General features: G+C 54.0%; 14 protein-coding genes and 1 pseudogene. 3 read left to right on the forward strand and 12 right to left on the reverse strand.

The annotated features are described in order from the left end of the window. Positions 1 to 45: 45 nt before the first annotated feature. The 11 genes and pseudogenes from NST08_RS20660 to NST08_RS20710 form a co-directional block, all read right to left on the reverse strand. Positions 46 to 2742, reverse strand: coding sequence for a carbohydrate-binding protein (locus NST08_RS20660; protein ID WP_341342254.1), 2697 nt, complete (start codon positions 2740 to 2742; stop codon positions 46 to 48). Positions 2743 to 2821: 79 nt separating this feature from the next. Next, entirely contained in the window at positions 2822 to 4090 is a 1269-nt protein-coding gene (locus NST08_RS20665; protein ID WP_341342255.1) for a glycoside hydrolase family 125 protein, read from the reverse strand. A 25-nt stretch (positions 4091 to 4115) separates the two neighbouring features. Continuing rightward, positions 4116 to 4235 (reverse strand): annotated as a pseudogene (locus tag NST08_RS20670) (carbohydrate ABC transporter permease); the annotation flags it as partial. Positions 4236 to 4262: 27 nt separating this feature from the next. Next, the gene (locus tag NST08_RS20675; RefSeq protein WP_341342256.1) at positions 4263 to 5348 is read right to left on the reverse strand and encodes a glycoside hydrolase family 76 protein; all 1086 of its coding nucleotides are present in this window, start codon (positions 5346 to 5348) and stop codon (positions 4263 to 4265) included. Between the two features lie 17 nt (positions 5349 to 5365). Further along, the gene (locus tag NST08_RS20680; protein WP_028406315.1) at positions 5366 to 6433 is read right to left on the reverse strand and encodes a glycoside hydrolase family 76 protein; all 1068 of its coding nucleotides are present in this window, start codon (positions 6431 to 6433) and stop codon (positions 5366 to 5368) included. An 18-nt stretch (positions 6434 to 6451) separates the two neighbouring features. Beyond that, on the reverse strand, positions 6452 to 7384 hold the full coding sequence (locus tag NST08_RS20685; RefSeq protein ID WP_213614623.1) for a carbohydrate ABC transporter permease: 933 nt from the start codon (positions 7382 to 7384) through the stop codon (positions 6452 to 6454). Between the two features lie 28 nt (positions 7385 to 7412). Beyond that, positions 7413 to 8300: a carbohydrate ABC transporter permease gene (locus NST08_RS20690; RefSeq protein ID WP_028406317.1), complete on the reverse strand. Its 888-nt coding sequence runs from the start codon at positions 8298 to 8300 to the stop codon at positions 7413 to 7415. Between the two features lie 27 nt (positions 8301 to 8327). Then, on the reverse strand, positions 8328 to 9620 hold the full coding sequence (locus NST08_RS20695; protein WP_251537732.1) for an ABC transporter substrate-binding protein: 1293 nt from the start codon (positions 9618 to 9620) through the stop codon (positions 8328 to 8330). Between the two features lie 616 nt (positions 9621 to 10236). Continuing rightward, the gene (locus NST08_RS20700; RefSeq protein ID WP_341342257.1) at positions 10237 to 11421 is read right to left on the reverse strand and encodes a GntR family transcriptional regulator; all 1185 of its coding nucleotides are present in this window, start codon (positions 11419 to 11421) and stop codon (positions 10237 to 10239) included. A gap of 268 nt (positions 11422 to 11689) precedes the next feature. Beyond that, positions 11690 to 13216, reverse strand: a complete 1527-nt coding sequence (locus NST08_RS20705; protein ID WP_341342258.1) for a glycoside hydrolase family 43 protein — start codon at positions 13214 to 13216, stop codon at positions 11690 to 11692. A gap of 107 nt (positions 13217 to 13323) precedes the next feature. Then, positions 13324 to 15024 carry an ABC transporter substrate-binding protein gene (locus NST08_RS20710; RefSeq protein WP_341342259.1) on the reverse strand — a complete coding sequence of 567 codons (1701 nt, stop codon included), beginning with the start codon at positions 15022 to 15024 and terminating at the stop codon, positions 13324 to 13326. A gap of 205 nt (positions 15025 to 15229) precedes the next feature. Between NST08_RS20710 and NST08_RS20715 the strand changes: the two genes are divergently transcribed. The 3 genes from NST08_RS20715 to NST08_RS20725 all read left to right on the forward strand — a co-directional run bounded on the left by NST08_RS20715 (position 15230) and on the right by NST08_RS20725 (position 16842). Further along, a complete protein-coding gene (locus NST08_RS20715) occupies positions 15230 to 16093 on the forward strand; it encodes an AraC family transcriptional regulator (RefSeq protein ID WP_028406322.1) in 864 nt (287 codons plus the stop codon). Positions 16094 to 16098: 5 nt separating this feature from the next. Beyond that, complete coding sequence (locus NST08_RS20720; RefSeq protein ID WP_341342260.1) at positions 16099 to 16206, forward strand: rhamnogalacturonan lyase family protein; 108 nt, start codon at positions 16099 to 16101, stop codon at positions 16204 to 16206. 129 nt (positions 16207 to 16335) lie between these two features. Then, positions 16336 to 16842: a DinB family protein gene (locus NST08_RS20725; protein ID WP_341342261.1), complete on the forward strand. Its 507-nt coding sequence runs from the start codon at positions 16336 to 16338 to the stop codon at positions 16840 to 16842. Between the two features lie 336 nt (positions 16843 to 17178). Here the strand turns inward: NST08_RS20725 and NST08_RS20730 are convergent, their stop codons facing one another. Beyond that, positions 17179 to 17667: a hypothetical protein gene (locus NST08_RS20730; protein ID WP_007127742.1), complete on the reverse strand. Its 489-nt coding sequence runs from the start codon at positions 17665 to 17667 to the stop codon at positions 17179 to 17181. Positions 17668 to 17764: the final 97 nt, after the last annotated feature.

The raw sequence follows: 17764 nt of genomic DNA on the forward strand, positions 1-17764 counted from the left end.
AAATAGACCGGCGCCCGCTTAAGCGGTACGCCGGTCTGGTTCATGTCATTTCTTTATTAAATCATCCAGCCGGACGGTGTGCCCCTTGGAGACATTTCCGGAATGGTCCACGGCTGCGAAGGTGACGGTATGGTTCCGGGGATTTTTCACCTCCGGCAGGAGCGCAGTCTGAATCCCGCGCCTTACCTCAAGCGTATCGCCGACCTGCTTTTTGTTCTTGAACAGGCGGATCTGTACAAGCTTGCCGTCCATATCGTACGGCCCATCCCAGTACAGCCGGATGTGCCCGTTCTCCCGAAGGGCCCGGACGTTCTCCACCTCGCCCGGCGGCACATCGTCCGGCACAGGCGCCGGCGGAGTAGTCGGGGCCGTAAATACGGCCGGATCGCCGAACGTAAATTTGTCCAGGTTATACAGCCAATCCGAGCCTTTGAAAATCAGGAAGACGATATGTTTGCCGGTGACGGGTGTCGCAATGTTCGCCGAGAACACTTCAAAGTTATGCCAGCCGCCGGTGCCGTCGACCTTAGCGGCGGCAATCAGCGGGCCGTTCATGCTGTCGATTCGCACTTCAATCGTGCCGCCGCCCGTATCACTGGCCGCATGAACATGGAACTGTTCCGGGCTCGTATCGCCAAAGTCGACGTAGTTGTACATCGCGTAAGGCTGGTTAGGGCCGAACAGCCCCGCCAGATACGTCTGCCCTCCGCCCTGCTCTGTGCCGAACCCGTTGCCGATCGTATAATGTTCGGCTTCGAGCTTGCCGAAGGCATCCCGGTCCGTGCCTTTGACCGTCGTGAAATTGAACCAATCGAGATTGCAAGGATAATCCTGGCCGTCCGTCCCGTGAAAAACAAGATACACGTCATGAATGCCGACAGCCTGTTCCCCATCTACGAGCGCCATCAGATCAACCCAGTCGTCCCAGCCGCCCAGGGCAGGAATCCGGGCAACGCCGACCGTCGGACCGTCCAGACTATCCAGCTTCACCTCGATCGAGCCGCCTTTATGGCCGCTGGATACGCGCATCGTTACGCCGGATGCACCACTGCTGCCGAAGTCGATATCCCGATAGATGGCATGAGCGCCGTCCGCAATTCCCTCCAGGTAGCCGTGTTCGGCGTTAACGCTTAAGCCCGAGCCGCCATCCAGCTGACCGGCCCGCAGCTTGGCATAGGCATCGGTTTGTCTCGGATCGTTCTCGGTAAACCGAAACCAGTTCAAGTTAAACAGATATTCGTCGTCGACTTGGTTAAACACCAAATATACGTCATGCGTGCCAGTTACGGTCACAGGATTCCCCTGCTCATCCTCAAGCACGCCGACTGCATCGATAAATTGATGCCAGCCGCCGGTGCCTTCCACGCGGACCGTGCCGACCCGCGGTCCATCCAGCCCATCCAGCCGGATGTCGATATTGCCGCCGCCCGCCCCGCTGGCGGCCCGGGCAATAAACCCGATCGCGCCGTCCGTTCCGAAGTCAACGTTCTTATAGGCAGCGAAATGGCCGGAACGGATGCCGCCGAGCTGCAGCGTGCCTTCCGGGCCCCCCTCCAGCACGAACCCTTTACCGATATTGTATTTTTCCGCTTCGATTCTTGAATAGGCGATCCTAACCGGATAACGCGGAGCAGCCTCCTGCGGCTCCACAACCGTAAGTGCCTGAACCGCGCCCGCGGACGACCAAGACTCATAGGTGCCGGAGAGCAGTTGTCCCACCCAGTTGCCGTCAACGATCCCCTCTTCGCCGCGATGACTCCAGGCCGTAGCCGTATTAAAGGCCAGCCAGGCGTCGAATTCACGCTCAAAATCGTCATAGGCGCGGTCATCGAGATCGTCCAGCGTCTGCTGCAAATAGGCCAGGTTGCGGATCAGAATCGTTTTGCCGCCTTTCAAATCCCCGTTCGGCCCTTCATAATTGAGCAGTCGGTTGTCGTCCACCAGCCGGTCCATCGTAAACCGTGCACCCTTCACGGCATCCTCCAGATACGTCTCGTCCCCGGTTGCCCGGTACAGCCCCACCGCCGCACCGACGAATGTCCCTTGATTATAATGCGTGGAATCCGGCACCGGGCCGCGCTCCAGCTCGATCCGGTCGAACACTTTGCCGTTCCCGTCAGTCAGCATCGTTTTGCCCCAGCTGAAAATGCGGGTCGCCGCCTCGAGATAATGCCGATCTCCCGTAATTTCGTACAGGAATACAGCCGCCTGGGCAGCCGGGAAATTAATGCAGGCGTTCTTCGTGTTGTGCTCGCTGTTCAGCCACCAAATGCCGCCGCCCGCAAACTCGTCGTCCCACTGCGTATCGTACACGAAATCGAAGTAATACTTGGCCTTCTCCAAATATCTGGCTTCGCCGGTAATCTGATAAGCCCGCGCGCTGCCCATCGCCCACCACATGATGTCATCGTTAAACGGATTGTTCGTCCAGTCCTCGCCGTGCTTGGCCACCGTGCCGTCAAAGATGTCGTCGATCTGGGTTCGAAGCTCGGCCTTCAGCTTCGGGTCTGATGTGTGCAGATAGGCGTCCATCACCATTTCCCACAGCTCCGCTTCGACCCAGAAGCTCTGGTAGTTGTCGCCGCGGTTCGAATTGGCCCAGAAGTACTTCGCTTGCGGGTCCCAAAAGTTGGCGTTGAACGCTTTAATCGCCGCGTCCGCGTCGGCCGGTCCGAACGAAGCGGCACGGACCGGGGCGGCCCCGATAACTGATGTCAGCAGAAGGGCCATGATCAATGGCAATGCAGTCAACCTCAATAACGACCTTTTTCCCGGATTCCCTTTCACGACATTACCTCCGTTTCGATTTCCTATTTCAAAACTATCGCATTTTGATTTCCAAACCGCACAGGCTTAACACAAATTCAACGAACATGGCGTTGGACCAGGAGAACCACTCCCGCGTAAATTGCTGCGGATTATCTTTATGGAAGCCCTCGTGGACGAGCCCCGTATCGGCATCCGTCCGCTCGAACATGCCCAGAATCTCCAGCTTCTCCGCTTCCCCGGTCGCCGTGATGCCCTGAATGGACAGGGCGATGTGCCAGATGTAGTCCTTCGGCGTATGCGGGCTGCCAATGCCTCTCGCATAAGTCCCTTCGTAATAATAAGGATTGCGGCGGCTGAGGATCAGCTTGCGCGTATTCACATAAACGGGATCGTCTTTGGCGCAATAATCGAGATAAGGCAGGGACAGCAGGCTGGGCACATTGGCATCGTCCATCAGATTGACCCCGCCAAGTCCGTCAACCTCATAAGCGTAGACCTGACCGAACTCCGCATCCTCAATCAAGGCATGCTCCTCGATGCCCTGCCGGATGTCCTCCCGCAGCGCACGGACCTCCTCCGCAAACGCCTCGTCCCGGTAAAACTGCTCGTTTACCTCCAGCAAATACCCCAGCACCACGACTGCAAACATGTTGGACGGCACCAGATAACCGTACTCGCACGCGTCATCGCTTGGGCGGAAGCCCGACCAGGTCATGCCGGTATAGGCGGTTTTGCCTGGCAGCGTATTCGTAGGGCCGCCACCCGGCCGTTCAAACGTATAGGGAGACATTTCCTCATGCCGCTGCTCCGTCCGCCACGTGCGCACAATCAGCTCGGCCGCCTGCTTGAACGCTGCCGTGAAATGCTTTGTCTCTCCGGTGTTTTTCCAATATAAATAGGCCAATTGAATCGGATAGCACAGCGAATCGACCTCATATTTCCGCTCCCAGATCCAGCCGGACATGTCGGTGAGATCGTCATGGTGGCCGTGGAAGTTCTCGAATTCATTAAATGCATTGGCATAGGGATCCCGCAGGATGCACTCGAACTGCCTTTTCAGCACGCCTTCGATAATCTCCCGCAGTCCCTCGTCCCCGGCTGCCGGAATCAGATACGGCCGCAGCTGATTGACGGAGTCGCGCAGCCACATGGCCGGAATATCGCCGGTCAACATGAATACGGTGCCGTCTTCATGACGGCGGATCGTCGTTTCCAGCGTATTTTCGTAACAGCGTTTAAACATGTCTACAATCTTCGGGCGATGCCCCATCGTATGTTCAACCAGGGCGATAATCTCGGTTTGACTAAGGGGTTTGGTCATGCTCATTCTCCTCTGCTCACTTCCATTATTCTTTTACCGACCCCAATACGATGCCATGGATGAGATACCGCTGCAGAAACGGATAGATCAGCATAATCGGAATCATCGACACAAGGATTTTGGCCGAGTTCAAGGTCGTATTGGAGCACATTCATCATCCCGCCATCTCCTTTCACGGCTGATCACTTTCCGCCTCCAGCGCGGCCGCTGCCTCCAGCAGCATCAGTCCGCTAAGCTGGACGCTGAGCTGCACCGGCAGACGCGGAGGTCTTGCCCAGTCCGGCCCGCACAGCAGCGGCGAAGGCTGCATGCCTTCGCGCCACAGGCGCTCCGCATTGGCCGCGATGATGCCGCGGACGCGGGGAACCTCCGGGTCGAGCCGCAGCAGCTCCAGCAAATAGCGGATCAGGATGCCCTTGAACAGCCCGGTATCGTCGATCCCTTCATCGGGCAGCAGGCCGCTGTCCGGATCGGCAAGCTCGTCGAAACAAGCTTGCGCGGTCCGCCGGGCGTCCTCCAGATATTGCGCGCTGCCGGTACACTGGTACAGCTCGACCCCGGCACCGATGAACACGCCCTGGCAGTAGGTGAATTTCCAGTCCTTGTCGATCCGGCCGTCGCCCAGCCGGTTGAGGCCGTCCCAGACAAAACCTGTCTCCGGATCGACAAGATGAGCCTTGTTCCAATCGTAAATGCGCTTAGCCCAGGACAGATCCGCTTCATCGCCGAAGCGCCGGTAGAGTCTTGCCGCCAAAATGGCGGCCGGGGCGTTGGCCGGAGTGTTTTTGTAATCGAGCTGGTCTTTCTTCCAGGCCATTCCCCCGCCGCAATGCCCGTTCCACGCGGTTTGGATATCCGCCCACAGCTCCAGCGTTTTCTCCTTGTACCACGGATCGCCCAATGCGTTATAGGCCCGCAGCAGCGCCAGCGCCGTCCATTCCATATCGTCGTAATAATTATGCTTGAACGTACCGCCGTTATAGCTTTCCAGACTGCGGCAGAACCGCCCAATCCGCTCCGGCAGTGCCGGATCGCCGCTGCGCTCATAGGCGTCCACCAGGACGTCGAGGACATGCGCCTGCCACCAGTAGTAGAAGTTGTCGCCAGGCCGGTTCTCCGAACGGGGATACCATTGATCGAGAATACCGGTCTCATCGTTCATATAGGAGGTGAACATGTCCTGATGCATCCGGGCCGCCCGCTCCGCCCAAAGGGCGGCCTGCCCGGCCGCCAAACGCCCGCTTCGCTGTGCTTCCATCCCGTTCCCTCCTCTCCCTATCCCCGCAATCCGGGCTTTAGCTTCGCTGCCGCTTCCAGCAGCATCGCGCCGCTAAGCTGCGCGCTAAGCTGCACCGTCTCGTCCGGCTCAGGCCTGCGCCCCCAATCGGTGCCGAGGAGCGGCAGCTCCTCCGCATCATCCTGCGACCGCCAGGCCGCCTCCGCCTGAGCCGCGATGAACGCCGCAACGTCCCCCGCCTCCGGCGCGGATCGTGCCAGCTCTGCCAAATAACGGATCAGGATGCCTTTGAACAGCCCGGCATCCCCGCCGCCTTCATCGGGCAGAAGGCCGGTCTCCGGTGCGGTGAATTCGCTTTGCACCACACGGAACGTCCGCATGGCCGCCTCCAAATAGGCGGGCTGCCCGCTCTCCCGGTACAGCTCCACTGCAGCCCCGATGAACACGCCCTGGCAATAGGTGAATCTCCAATCCTTGTCGATCGCTCCATTCCCGGTCCGGTTCATGCCATCCCAGACGAGTCCCGTATCCGGATCGACGAGATTCGCTTCCTGCCATTCGTAAATCCGCCTACCCCATGCCAGATCATCCGGATTGCCGAACTCCCTATGCAGCCGCATGGCCAGAATGGCCGCGGGGGCATTGGCCGGGGTATTTTTATAATCCAGCTGCGATTTCTGCCACGCGATCCCGCCGCCCATCTGCTCGTTCCAGCCGGTCTTGATGTCCTCCCATAACGTCTGTACCGCTGATTTGTACTTCGGCTCGCCGGTTGCTTGATACGCCCGCAGCCAGGCAAGCGCCATCCATTCCATATCGTCGTACAGCTCGTTGGGCCAGACGCCGCCGTTCCGCGCCAGAATGCCTTCATGGAAATCCCGCAGCCGCTTCGCATATCGCTGATCCCCGGTGCGCACGAGTCCGTCAACCAGCACATCAACCGCATGGGCCATCCACCAATAATGAAAAATATCATTGCACTTCCCGCCCTCGCACGGCGTCTCAATGTTGTACATGCGGATCGACTCGTTCCAGAACCGCTTATCGAGCGCCCGCTGAACCCGGTCCGCCCGCTCTTGCCATACCTCTGTCATCGCTGCATTCATCTTGATCTCTCCTATCTCCTAACCCTTGATTCCGCTAAATGCAATGCCCTGGATAAAATACCGCTGCAGCATCAGGAACAGAACCAGGATCGGCAAAATCGCCACCAGCGCCCCCGCCATCATCGGTCCATAATCCGTCTGATAATTGTAAGAGAACGCCTGCAATCCCATCTGAATCGTCGCCTTGGCCGGGTCGTTCAGCACGATCATCGGCCACAGGAAGCTGTTCCATCCTGCCTGAAAGGTGAAGATACCCAGCGTAGCCAGTGCCGGCTTCGTCAGCGGCAAATAAATTCGCCAAAATATTTTGAATTCGCCGCAGCCTTCAATCCGGGCCATCTCCATCATGTCCTTCGGCAGCGTCAGGAAGAACTGGCGCATGAAGAACACCGCAAACGTCCCCGAGGCTCCTGGCAAAATAATGCCCCAAAACGAGTTCATCAGTCCGTGCCCCCCGCTGCCAAACAGGTCGTTCCCGCCGACAAACGGAATATGCCGCAGCACGTACACGCTCGGAATCATCGTCACAATTCCTGGAACCATCATGGACACCAGCAATATCCGGAAGAACGGCTGGTTCATCTTGAAATCCAGTTTGGCAAACGCATAGCCGCTTAGCGAGCCGAAGAACAGGTTGAGCAGCACCCCGGCTGTCGCAAGCACAAAGGAATTCCAGAAATACAGGCCGAACGGGACCGTTGTAAACGCATTGTAGTAATGCTCGAACGTGATATTGGTCGTTATCCATTTGATCGGCATGCTGAACATCTCGTTATCCGGTTTAAAGGAGGTAAGCACGCTCCAGTAAAAAGGCAAAAACATCATCACGGCAATCACGCTGCTGATCAGGTAAAAAATAAAGTTCAGCCCTCTCTTTCTCGCCGGCGCTCCCAGCCTTTCAGTACCGGGCCGGGGACGCCCGTTCGATTGAGGAACATGTTCCGCCATCATCGCTTTCGACCTCCCTTCCGCTGCCGGCTCATACGATCGGCTCCTCCGCTTTGGTCAATCTCATGCTGATGATAGAAAACACGAGGATCGCCATCGCCAGCACAAATGCCTGTGCCGAGGCATAGCCCATCTGCAATTGGTTGAAGCCCTGCTGATAGATCAGGTAGACCGGCGTCTTGGTGACGTTGGCCGGACCGCCCTGCGTCAGGACGAAGGCCTGGTCAAACAGCTGCAGCGCACCGATGATCGCCATGACGCTGACGAGAAACGTGGTCGGGCGCAGCTGCGGCCAGGTAATGTAGCGGAAGCAGGCGAACCGCGACGCGCCGTCCAGACGGGCCGACTCGTACAGATAATCCGGCACACCCTGCAGACCGGCCAAATAAATGATCATATTGGAGCCGACCGATTGCCATAGCGTCATGACGATGATGGACAACATGGCCGTTTCCGTCTGCGACACCCAGGCTGGTCCCGTCATGCCGAAGTACCCCAGCAGCCCGTTGATCAGGCCATATTCCGGGTGCAGCATCCAGATCCATACGGTCGCGGCGGCGACGGCCGAGGTCAGCGTTGGCAAGTAGTAAAATGTGCGAAACAGCTTGACCCCGGCTTTTCTTTTGTTAAGCAGCATCGCCAGCAGCAGGGAAATCATCAGATTCAGCGGCACAAACACCACCGCGTAGTACATGACGTTCAGAAACGTCTGCCACAACAGCGTATCGCCCGCCAGCCGCCGGTAATTGTCCAGCCCCACCCAATCGTGACTGCTAAGCACGTCATAGTTGGTGAAGCTGAGATAAAGGGCCATTACGACGGGAATGACCATAAACACGGCAAACAGCAGCATCGTTGGCGTAATGAACAGATAGGCCATTCGGGCTTGATGCCGCCCCAGCTTATTGACGGATGCCATAGTTTCCTCCCCTTTCATCGGCCCGTTTTATTCCACGGACGCATTGTCCGCAAGCAGCTTGTCGCCTTGCTCCTGGGCTTTTTTCAGCGTATCCTCGAGGCTTTGCTTGTTTTGCATGAACAGCTCCAGATTCGGGATTACGGCATTCTCCTCCATCACGGAGTAGCCCGGATGCGTCGGACGTGTCTTGGCAAACTCCAGCGTCTCCGTAAACGGCTTCCACAGCGGGTCCTCCGTAAAGAACGGATCCGCAAGCGCCGGCTTGAAGCCAGGCATATTCAGACTGGTCTTGGCCCACAGCAGCGCATTGTCCTTATTCGCCGTCCACCATTTGATGAACTCCCACGCTTCATCCGGATGCTTGGAGCCTTGCGGGATCACCAGGCCGAAGCCGCCCATCACGCTGCCCCGATCCCCGTTTGGCCCGCTCGGCGGCGGCACGATGCCGTAATCAAGGTCCTTGCCGTATTTGTTATAGGTGCTCATCATCCAAGGTCCGGTGTACAGCATGGCCACTTTGCCGGTAACAAATGCGTCGTTGCCTTCGCCAAGCCCCTCTTCAAAGCCGATTTTGTACACTTTGTCCTCGTTCAGCAAGCGCTGCCAAAACTCCAATACCTGCTTGCCCTGCTCGTTGTTGAAATTCGTCTTCCCGTCCTCGGTCAGCATCTGGCCGCCGGCCTGCTGCAGATACATGTTAAACAGTCCCGGATCGCCCATCGAGAAGCCGGCGACCTCCAGCTTGCTGCCATTCCATTTCGTCAGCGTCTTGGCCGCCTGTTCCAATTCGTCCCATGTTGTCGGCGGCTGTAATCCCGCGTCCGCAAACATCTTCTTGTTGTAAAACAGCGCGCGTGCATCAACCGTTAACGGCAGGCCGTAGAGCTTGCCATCATGCGTGAGCTCCTTTAACGATTCCTCGTAAAAATCATCCGGGTTCAAACCATCCCTGGTCATGTACTCGTCAATGGGCCGCAGCACGTTCTTCGGGGCGTACAGCGATGTTCTCCAGCGGTCCCAGAACAGAATGTCCGGCGCGCCGCCGCTCGTTGCAGCCGTCAGAAACTTGGTGACCATATCCTGCTGCAGCATATATTTGACCTCAATTTTATCCTGCGACTTGTTGAACGCATCCACCATCGTCTCAAACTGCTTCTGTCCCTCTCCGCCCCAATCGCCCCAAAAGGTCAATTGAACCTTACCGCCGCTCTTACCGTCGCCCCCGTTGTCCCCGCTGCTGCTCCCCCCGCTTCCTCCACAACCGGCGAGCAGCCCTCCGAACATCACTATCGTCAGCATCATGATCAGCCACTTTCTCATACATAAACCTCCCTTTTGATTTAAGTTCATAAAGATAATTATAAAGCGCTTTCAGTAAATATAGTATATTAACAGCATATCATTATGTCAATAAAGAAAAATGAGATTTCCCTGGTATAAAAATGAATATGGTGAGTATGTTATTACATCCGCTAACGTAATTTGGCTGCTTCTGCAAAAATGGCATAGGGAACTTTCAATGGATCTTGCTAGCGGAAGCATAGACACAGAAAGAAAATAAGCCTGGCTGCAAACCAGTGTGAACATCATAGCATATTTATATCATGTTATATAATTGGTATGTGTTAAAGGAAGGCTACCAAATGAGCGAATGTTTGACGGAAAGGGGGGGGATCTGTAGAAGTTTTAATTAAGCGAAAAACTAAACAAGTTTAAGACTGGGGCTTAAGGAATGCGGAATTATTTATAATGCTCGCCATAATTCTTGAAATAAGGATCTACTACATGAAATATGGAATAACGTGCACCACATGAGATTAGGATTGAAAAGGGGTGACTTCAACAATCGAAGCCACCCTTTTAACTTCCGTTATGAGGATACTTGTATGCCGCGCACCATGTGTCCGACCCTCTAGAGCAATCGCTAGATAACTTGCTACTTGCCCTGATCGCGGGCAGGACCGGTGGATTCCCCGGGGATGAGCTGTGCAGGAAGCTTGATTTTGTTCGCGACCGTTTCCTGCTCCATGATCGCCAGCACGTTTTCTACGGCCAGCTTGCCCATCTCCTCCTCGCTTTGTCGCATATGCGTGAAGGCATACCCTTCTCCGATGCGGAATTGCGGGCTGTCAAAGCAAATAATCGAAATATCTTCCGGGATGCTAAGTCCAAGGCGGGTTACCGCTTCTTTCGCCAGCAGCGCGATATAGTATTCGATGGCAAAAATAGCCGTAATCGCCGGCTGCTCCTGCAGATGCTTCATAATTCTCCCGATATCCCGCTCGATGTTCTCGTCGTTGAACGAGTTGGGCAGCGTGGAGGTCAGATCGCAAATCCACAAGCTCCGGTCTGCGGCCACGCCGCGTCCGGCATGGGCCTGGACGAAGCCCTCAATCCGATCCTCCACCGCAGACGTATCCACCGGAGGCGGGGACAACAGGGCAATATGGGTATGCCCGAGATCGAACAGATGCTCCGCCGCCTCCGTTGCCGCCTTCGTGTTGTCGGTGCTGATCGACGCCGCAGCCACTCCCTTGATCTCACGGTCGATCAGGACAAGCGGGAATCGCTCGATCACCAGCTTAAGGATCTCGGCATTAAAGAACTCCCCTTGCGCGGGAAACACGATCAGTCCGTCCACCCCAAGCTGCAGCAGCTTGCGGATCGTGTCCTCCTCGTTCTCCTGAACGCCGAATGTCCGCCGCAGCACCAGAAAGCAATCCCGTTCGCGCGCGGCATCCTCCATCCCGTAGATCAGCCGGGTGCCGTAGCTGCCGGCAAAATCGGTCAGCACAACGCCGATCAGCTTCACGGCCTGCTCCTGGCCATGCCCGTTTACTCCCCGGCTTCCGTCCTGCCGCCCGGGCACTGCCGCCTCCTGCATGCCTGTCTCCGGATCGGCGACAAACGAGCCGCGCCCCGGCTTCCGCACAATCATCCCTTCGGCTGCCAGCAGCTCCATCGCCTTTTTGCTGGTGATCCGGCTCACATTGTACGCTTCAGCCAGCTCCTTCTCCGAAGGAATCCGGTCCCCGGGTCTATAGCTATTGGACATAATTTGGTGCTTTACATCATCGAATATCTTCTCGTACATCGGTTTGGACGAGGTCGTTTCATTCATGACAATCCTCCCGTGTTTCCTCCAAAAGAAATTGATATATGTTATAATATATCATGATATATTATCATTGTCGAATCGTTGCGAGCAGCCAGCCGTATCTCCCATGTTAGTGAAAACGGGGCGACAAGGAGTCAATCTTCCAGGAACATCGTGTGAAAAAAAGAGGCCCGTGACTTGGCTGAACCTTGTCACAGACCCTCTCATTAATTCCCTGCTGAAGCCCCCGAGCTGTGGCGCTTATGCTCACTCTGGTCGAGCCTTAACTTCATCACACTCCGCTGGCATGGTTATCAGCAACTTCATAATCGAACCAGTCAAACGCCGCAGGCGTGGTTCCATTCTCACCGTGTGCATACATCGCAATAATGACGCCTGTAAAGCCGCCGGCAACTTCTGTCGAAAGCAAATGGCTCTCGCCTGATCCCATATCGATGACATCGGACGCGTTCTGCTCAATGGAGAAACTGAAGATCTCGGGCTTTGCGTCAACCCTGAATACGACAGGTCCCTCTGAGCATCGCCGGGTCTGCTCTGAACGGAGCGAGCCTACTGTTCGTCTGAAGACGACGGATTTCTCCCCGTTAATCAACTTTACAGCAAGATCGTAATGATACCTTTCGTTCATAAACACCGTTAATCCTGCTTCCTCCCCCTCGTACGCAGGCTCAAAGTCCAGTGCGGCAGAGATATGGCTGGAAAAATGGCTTAGCCGTCGCCCGACAAACGCCGGGGAGCCTGCATCGTTTAAAGAGGATGCGTTGCCCCGAAGCACCAGAGAGCCCGGACGCTCGCGCAGCGACCAGCTTCCTTGTTTAGGATTGCGCAAGAAGATCCAGTCCAGGCCCAGCGCATTACTATCAAAATCATCCCGGATCGGCTTTCCTGGCCACCGGCATTCCGGCAATTGCGGACGTTCCATCGTCTCTTCAACCCGCCCCTCGATGCCGATGCTCGGCCAGCCGTCGTCCGCCCAGGTTACAGGAGCCAAGAAAACCTCCCTGCCAAGATGATGGTGCATCGGGTATGAAACAGGCCTGATCCCCAAGAAAACGGCCCACCACGTGCCATCCTGAGCCTGTACCAAATCCGCATGTCCGGTCGCGTGTATGCTGCTTCTCCGGCTTCGATGGGACAGGATGGGATTACGGGGACATGGCTCAAACGGTCCGTAAGGATGATGGCTGCGCGAAATCGTAACCATATGACCATACTCGGTTCCGCCCTCGGCAATCATTAAGTAATACAGGCCATTCATTTTATATAAGTGCGGGGCTTCCGGGCTGGCTCCCCCCGTTCCTCTCCAGATTAAGCGGGTCTCCGTTAATTTCCTGCCGCTTGAAATGTCAATTTCACATTGGTAGATTCCCTCTCCCTCGTCGCCTAAACAGGCTGTCTGAAAATACACGCGGCCATCGTCATCAAACAAAAGCGAAGGGTCTATGCCCTGCTGGGCGACGGGGACCGGATCAGACCACGGACCGGCTGGGTCCTTGCTTGTGACTATAAAATTGCCGACTCCGTTAACATTGGTGGTTGTCATGTAAAACCTGCCCTCATGGTAACGAAGGGTCGGCGCATAAATGCCTCCGGAAGTCGAAGCATTCGCAAGCGGCAGCTGCTCTGCCGATGTCAGGCAATGCCCGATTTGATGCCAGTTTACCAGATCCCTGCTATGAAAAACAGGAACGCCTGGAAAATATCCAAATGTGCTCGTAACCAAGTAATAATCTTCACCAACGCGGCAGATGCTCGGATCAGGATAAAAGCCGGGTATAATCGGGTTGTTGAATTTCATGAAAGAAAACACTCCTCTGCATGCCATATTTATGTCTAGACACAATTGCCAAATCACTCGGCATAAAAAAGAGGCAGCGAATGGCCTGCCCCTGTATATCAAACGGATCAGTTATTCCACAGCTTCACCCGGTCACGGACCAGCTCCGAATATTCCCGCTCCATTTTTTCCGCCCCGGCGTTGTTCAAATCTTGGATGAACTGATCGTAAAGCGTATCGAACTGGGACGGGTCCGCAAGGATGATCTCCGGGATCCGTTTGCGAACAATCTCTTCAACCCGCTTGTAGGTGATCGTTATATTGGAGTCAACCGGCGGGGAAATGAGATATGCCGCTCCCCACGGCTTCTGCGGAAATTCCTCCGATTTCGGCCAGAGATCCTTCCACATTTCCGCACCATAGGCTTTCAGCGTTTCTTTGGCGGATGGCGTATAGTTGGCCTTAATTTGTTCCGGGAAATTGGTCGTATAATAATTGCCGGTCGAATCCATCACGCCGTCGCCGTAACGTGGGAACAAACTGTTGTATAATCCAATTCCACTCTCTTTGGTAAAGTTGGCATTATCGTTAACTTTACGGTCCTGCACGTCTTCCGGGATCACGCGCTTGCCATCCACAACTTGGTAGTGCTCTCCTTCAATCCCCCAGTTCATCAAAACTTGCCCTTCCTCGGAAGCCAAATAATCGAGGAACTTGATGATTCGCACCGGATCCTTCGCGGATGTTGTGATCCCTACGCCCCAGCCAGCCGCATAACCTGCATCCTGGAACGAAGCATCCTTGGTCGTCTCATCCAATTGGATCGGGAATCTTGCATAGGTGCGATTCTCTTTGCCGGCCGTTCTCAACGCATTCGTCGGGTTTCCAAATCCCCAATCGGCGTCAATGACGCCAAGGACGCGGCCCGAGGCGATTTTCGCTTCGTATTGGTCCGTCTTCTGAACGAACGTTTCTTTATCCAGCAGGCCCGTGGCGTTGAGATGATTCAGCCAGCGGAAATACTCCTTATCCTCCGGGCGTCTGTAGTGCAACTTCGCCTCATACGTTTCCGGATCAATATAATACTCCCCATCCCCGGACAACCCCGTAGCAATGACGGCTGCATCCGTGACGGAGATCATGAACCGCCAGCCGTCTGCATTGAGTGTGAGCGGAATCGTCGGTTGACCGTCGATCGTCGGGTATTTCTCATAATAATCCTCCAGCGCCTTCTCAAAATCCTTTACGGTCTTAATTTCCGGATAACCGAGCTCTTTCAGCACTTCATGCTGAATATGAAAGTTTCCTCCGGCATCCAGCTGCTGATGATCCACGGCATTCAGTGTCGGAAGGACATAAATCGACTCATCCTCATTGTTCCACTTCAAACGGTTCATGTAATCCCCATAGAGCTTTTTCAGGTTCGGTGCATGTTCCTCGATCAAATCCGTAAGGTCGATAAAAGCGCCCGAATCAACAAACAGATTCGCATCGCCTTTAGCGAAAACGAGATCCGGATATTCACCTCTCGCTACCATCAACGGCAGCTTCTGATTGGAGCCGTCGACCGCGAATTCGGCCTGGATCGTGACACCGGTCTTCTCCGTCAGCTTCTTGCCGACGGCATCCTGCATATTGGCCCAGTTGGCATTCGAATCCGCGCTGAAATAAGTGATTGTAATCGGTTCCAAAACATCTCCTTCGCTGCCTTCCCCGCTGCTCGCGGACGTTGCGCCTTTGCCTTCATTACCGCTGCTGCATGCAGCTAGACTAAATGCGGCAAGCATGATCATTACAAGAAATAGTGACAGTCTCTTCTTGTGTATCATGGATTTACCCCCATTCCAAATATCTTAGCGATCAGGTCATACTCGGCTCCCGCTTCTCAAGTCTTTCTAGGTATGAACCGTTCAGAGCTTCACTTCACGAAATCTATTATAGTGATAGCAATGTCCTCAATCCTTGATTTTAGAGTCCAAAAATAGCATGATAAGGACATCATAAAATGCAAGACCTGAGTGGGAGGGAAATCAAATGCGAAGCGTTCCCCTGAATTGGTTTACAGACGATGAGGAGTTTAAGTTTTTTATTCAGTACGGCAAGCATGAAGAGGATATGTATGTGCATCAGCATGTTGATTTCTCCGAGCTTGTGATCGTTTTACACGGCAATGCCACCCATATCGTCAACTCCGAGGAATCGTTCATCAAGAAAGGGGACGTATTTGTCATTAACGGCGAAACCTCCCATGGATATAAAGACCCCCATGAGTTTCGTATCTGCAACATCATGTATAAACCCGAGATGCTGGAATCGGCCGGTCCTGATTTCAAAAGATCGAACGGGTATCAGGCGCTGTTCGTTCTGGAACCGTATTACCGCAATATCAACCACGCCTTGAGCAAGATGAGCCTATCAATCTCAAGCCTGGAATACGTAGCGTCCGTCGTTGACTTCATGATTGAGGAATACACGAACAAGCAGCAGGGTTACCAGACCATCCTGCGTTCGCGTTTTATGGAGCTCGTCGTCCAATTGTCCAGGCAGTATGAGAACCAGGAGCGTCAAGGGGTCCAACATCATCTGATGCATTTGGCCAAGGCCATTTCCTTTATGGAGGATAACTATTTGCAGCCAATTTCACGCGAAGAAATTGCGGCCAAATCGAATATTTCCGTCAGGCATTTGAACCGGATTTTCCAATCCTATTACAAAACGACCCCTTCCGCCTATCTCCTGCAGCTTCGCTTGGAGCATGCGTGCCGGCTGTTGAAGTCGACCAACCTTCCCATTTCGGAAGTGTCTTATCAGAGCGGATTTAATGACAGCAATTATTTTACTCGTCAGTTCACAAAGGTGATTGGCCTATCGCCAAAAGTATATCGAAAGAGGAGATAAGTGCTATGAGCATCGCCTGGCAGAACACCGTCTATAACCAGCCGCCGCATGCGGAATTCTTCCTGGACAATGGCATGGGCCCTGTTACCAAACCGATTATCCAGGTGTACTAATCCCTGCAGGGAAGAATTGAATAAACGGCGAACTGCAGTACAATATAGATGTAGTATTTTTTTGGAGAAGCTATAAGAATTGAAAGCATTGCTTAAGAATTGATCATGAATAAAAGGGAGAGATGTATCATGTATGCAACCATCGAACAATTTCTGAACGATTGGAAACAGGAAGCTGATCTTACTCTGCAGGTGCTGGACAAGCTGACAGACGACTCATTGAGCCAGGCGGTGTCAGAGGCACAGCCGCGTACGCTCGGCGAAATCGCATGGCATATCACCCAGAGCATCAGCGTATTCTTTAATCAAATCGGGCTGGAGCAGGAGATCCCGGCAGCCGAGGGAAGCTCCGCGGCGGCCATCGCCCAAGCTTACCGCCGTACCAACGAATCGTCCATTGCGGAATTCCGCACGAAATGGGAGGGTCAGGAGGACAAGCTGCGGGAGCCTGTTAAGCTGTTTGGCTTCATCGACACCACCAATGCCGGCGTATTGGACAAAATGGTGCGTCACCAGATCCACCATCGCGGCCAGCTCACGATCCTGATGCGTCAAGCCGGACTGGCAGCGCCGGGCGTGTATGGACCGAATGAGGAAGAGACCGCAGCGATGAAAGCGGCAAGAGAGCAGGCTTAAGTTTTGTCGCTGTGGCAGGAGCAGTGCTCACTGCTTCGCTGTTTTAAACGGATTGCTATATTAACGGTGGGAGAAAAAAGGGCTGCCTGGGGGGCGGCCCTTTTTGTTGTTGCTGCAGGGGACATGGAACATTCCGGTGGGGAATAGTTAAGACATTCGGTGTATTACCACTTGCTTCTGTACTGCAATTTACTGCAAAACTGCGAATCACACAAAAGATAACCAACAGCTTTATGTAAAAGCTATTAGTTGGATATTGGAATAATAAGCGCAGGATTGCCGCTGTTACAAATTGCAGTTGTTCCTTCGGCGGGAGTGCAATCGTCCTAACGGAGCTCAATCCTCAAGCGCTTGAATCTTCTTTCGCTCGGTTTCCAATTCGTATACTTTACTGCTCCCGTCTCCATAATGAAGTGTAAATTCAAGGACTGCCGAGATCTCATATATCCCCGGATTTTTAAACCGATAAGAATGCTTCTCTACTATTACCTCTTTCATATCTATAGTCCGTACAATTCCGATATCCGTTCTGGCAACCGTATTTATAGCCTTGCCCGTGCTGTCCCGAATAATATAGTAAAACACTGGATCTCCAGTAGTAATTTCAAGCATTTCATCCGCTGTATTTTTAATTTCCGCATTCATCGTAAAAGACTCGTTAACCCCCACTTGCTCCGGAACAATAACATCAACCGCAACTGGATACTGCTCTGCTTCTGACGTAGATGAAGGAATGGTCTCTGCTTTATCAGCCAGGGATCGTTCGGATTCAACAGACTGACAACCGAGTATAAACAACAGGAAGATCATAGCGAACTTTTTCAAGATTAAACACCTCCTAATCACACTGACGTAATAAGAGGTGCTTTTGTTTTCAATTGGAATATAAAAAACAGATATTTGTTATAGTTTGGGTAATCCC

Origin of the sequence: Paenibacillus sp. FSL K6-1566 (genome assembly GCF_038050475.1) — a bacterium.
Classification (GTDB): Bacteria; Bacillota; Bacilli; order Paenibacillales; family Paenibacillaceae; genus Paenibacillus_AQ; species Paenibacillus_AQ lactis.

Coding starts and splice junctions, on each gene's coding strand:
- NST08_RS20665 (WP_341342255.1), bottom strand. CDS start 4,090: ATGACCAAACCCCTTAGTCAAACCGAGATTATCGCCCTGGTTGAACAT.
- NST08_RS20675 (WP_341342256.1), bottom strand. CDS start 5,348: ATGGAAGCACAGCGAAGCGGGCGTTTGGCGGCCGGGCAGGCCGCCCTT.
- NST08_RS20680 (WP_028406315.1), bottom strand. CDS start 6,433: ATGAATGCAGCGATGACAGAGGTATGGCAAGAGCGGGCGGACCGGGTT.
- NST08_RS20685 (WP_213614623.1), bottom strand. CDS start 7,384: ATGATGGCGGAACATGTTCCTCAATCGAACGGGCGTCCCCGGCCCGGT.
- NST08_RS20690 (WP_028406317.1), bottom strand. CDS start 8,300: ATGGCATCCGTCAATAAGCTGGGGCGGCATCAAGCCCGAATGGCCTAT.
- NST08_RS20695 (WP_251537732.1), bottom strand. CDS start 9,620: ATGAGAAAGTGGCTGATCATGATGCTGACGATAGTGATGTTCGGAGGG.
- NST08_RS20700 (WP_341342257.1), bottom strand. CDS start 11,421: ATGAATGAAACGACCTCGTCCAAACCGATGTACGAGAAGATATTCGAT.
- NST08_RS20705 (WP_341342258.1), bottom strand. CDS start 13,216: ATGAAATTCAACAACCCGATTATACCCGGCTTTTATCCTGATCCGAGC.
- NST08_RS20710 (WP_341342259.1), bottom strand. CDS start 15,024: ATGATACACAAGAAGAGACTGTCACTATTTCTTGTAATGATCATGCTT.
- NST08_RS20715 (WP_028406322.1), top strand. CDS start 15,230: ATGCGAAGCGTTCCCCTGAATTGGTTTACAGACGATGAGGAGTTTAAG.
- NST08_RS20720 (WP_341342260.1), top strand. CDS start 16,099: ATGAGCATCGCCTGGCAGAACACCGTCTATAACCAGCCGCCGCATGCG.
- NST08_RS20725 (WP_341342261.1), top strand. CDS start 16,336: ATGTATGCAACCATCGAACAATTTCTGAACGATTGGAAACAGGAAGCT.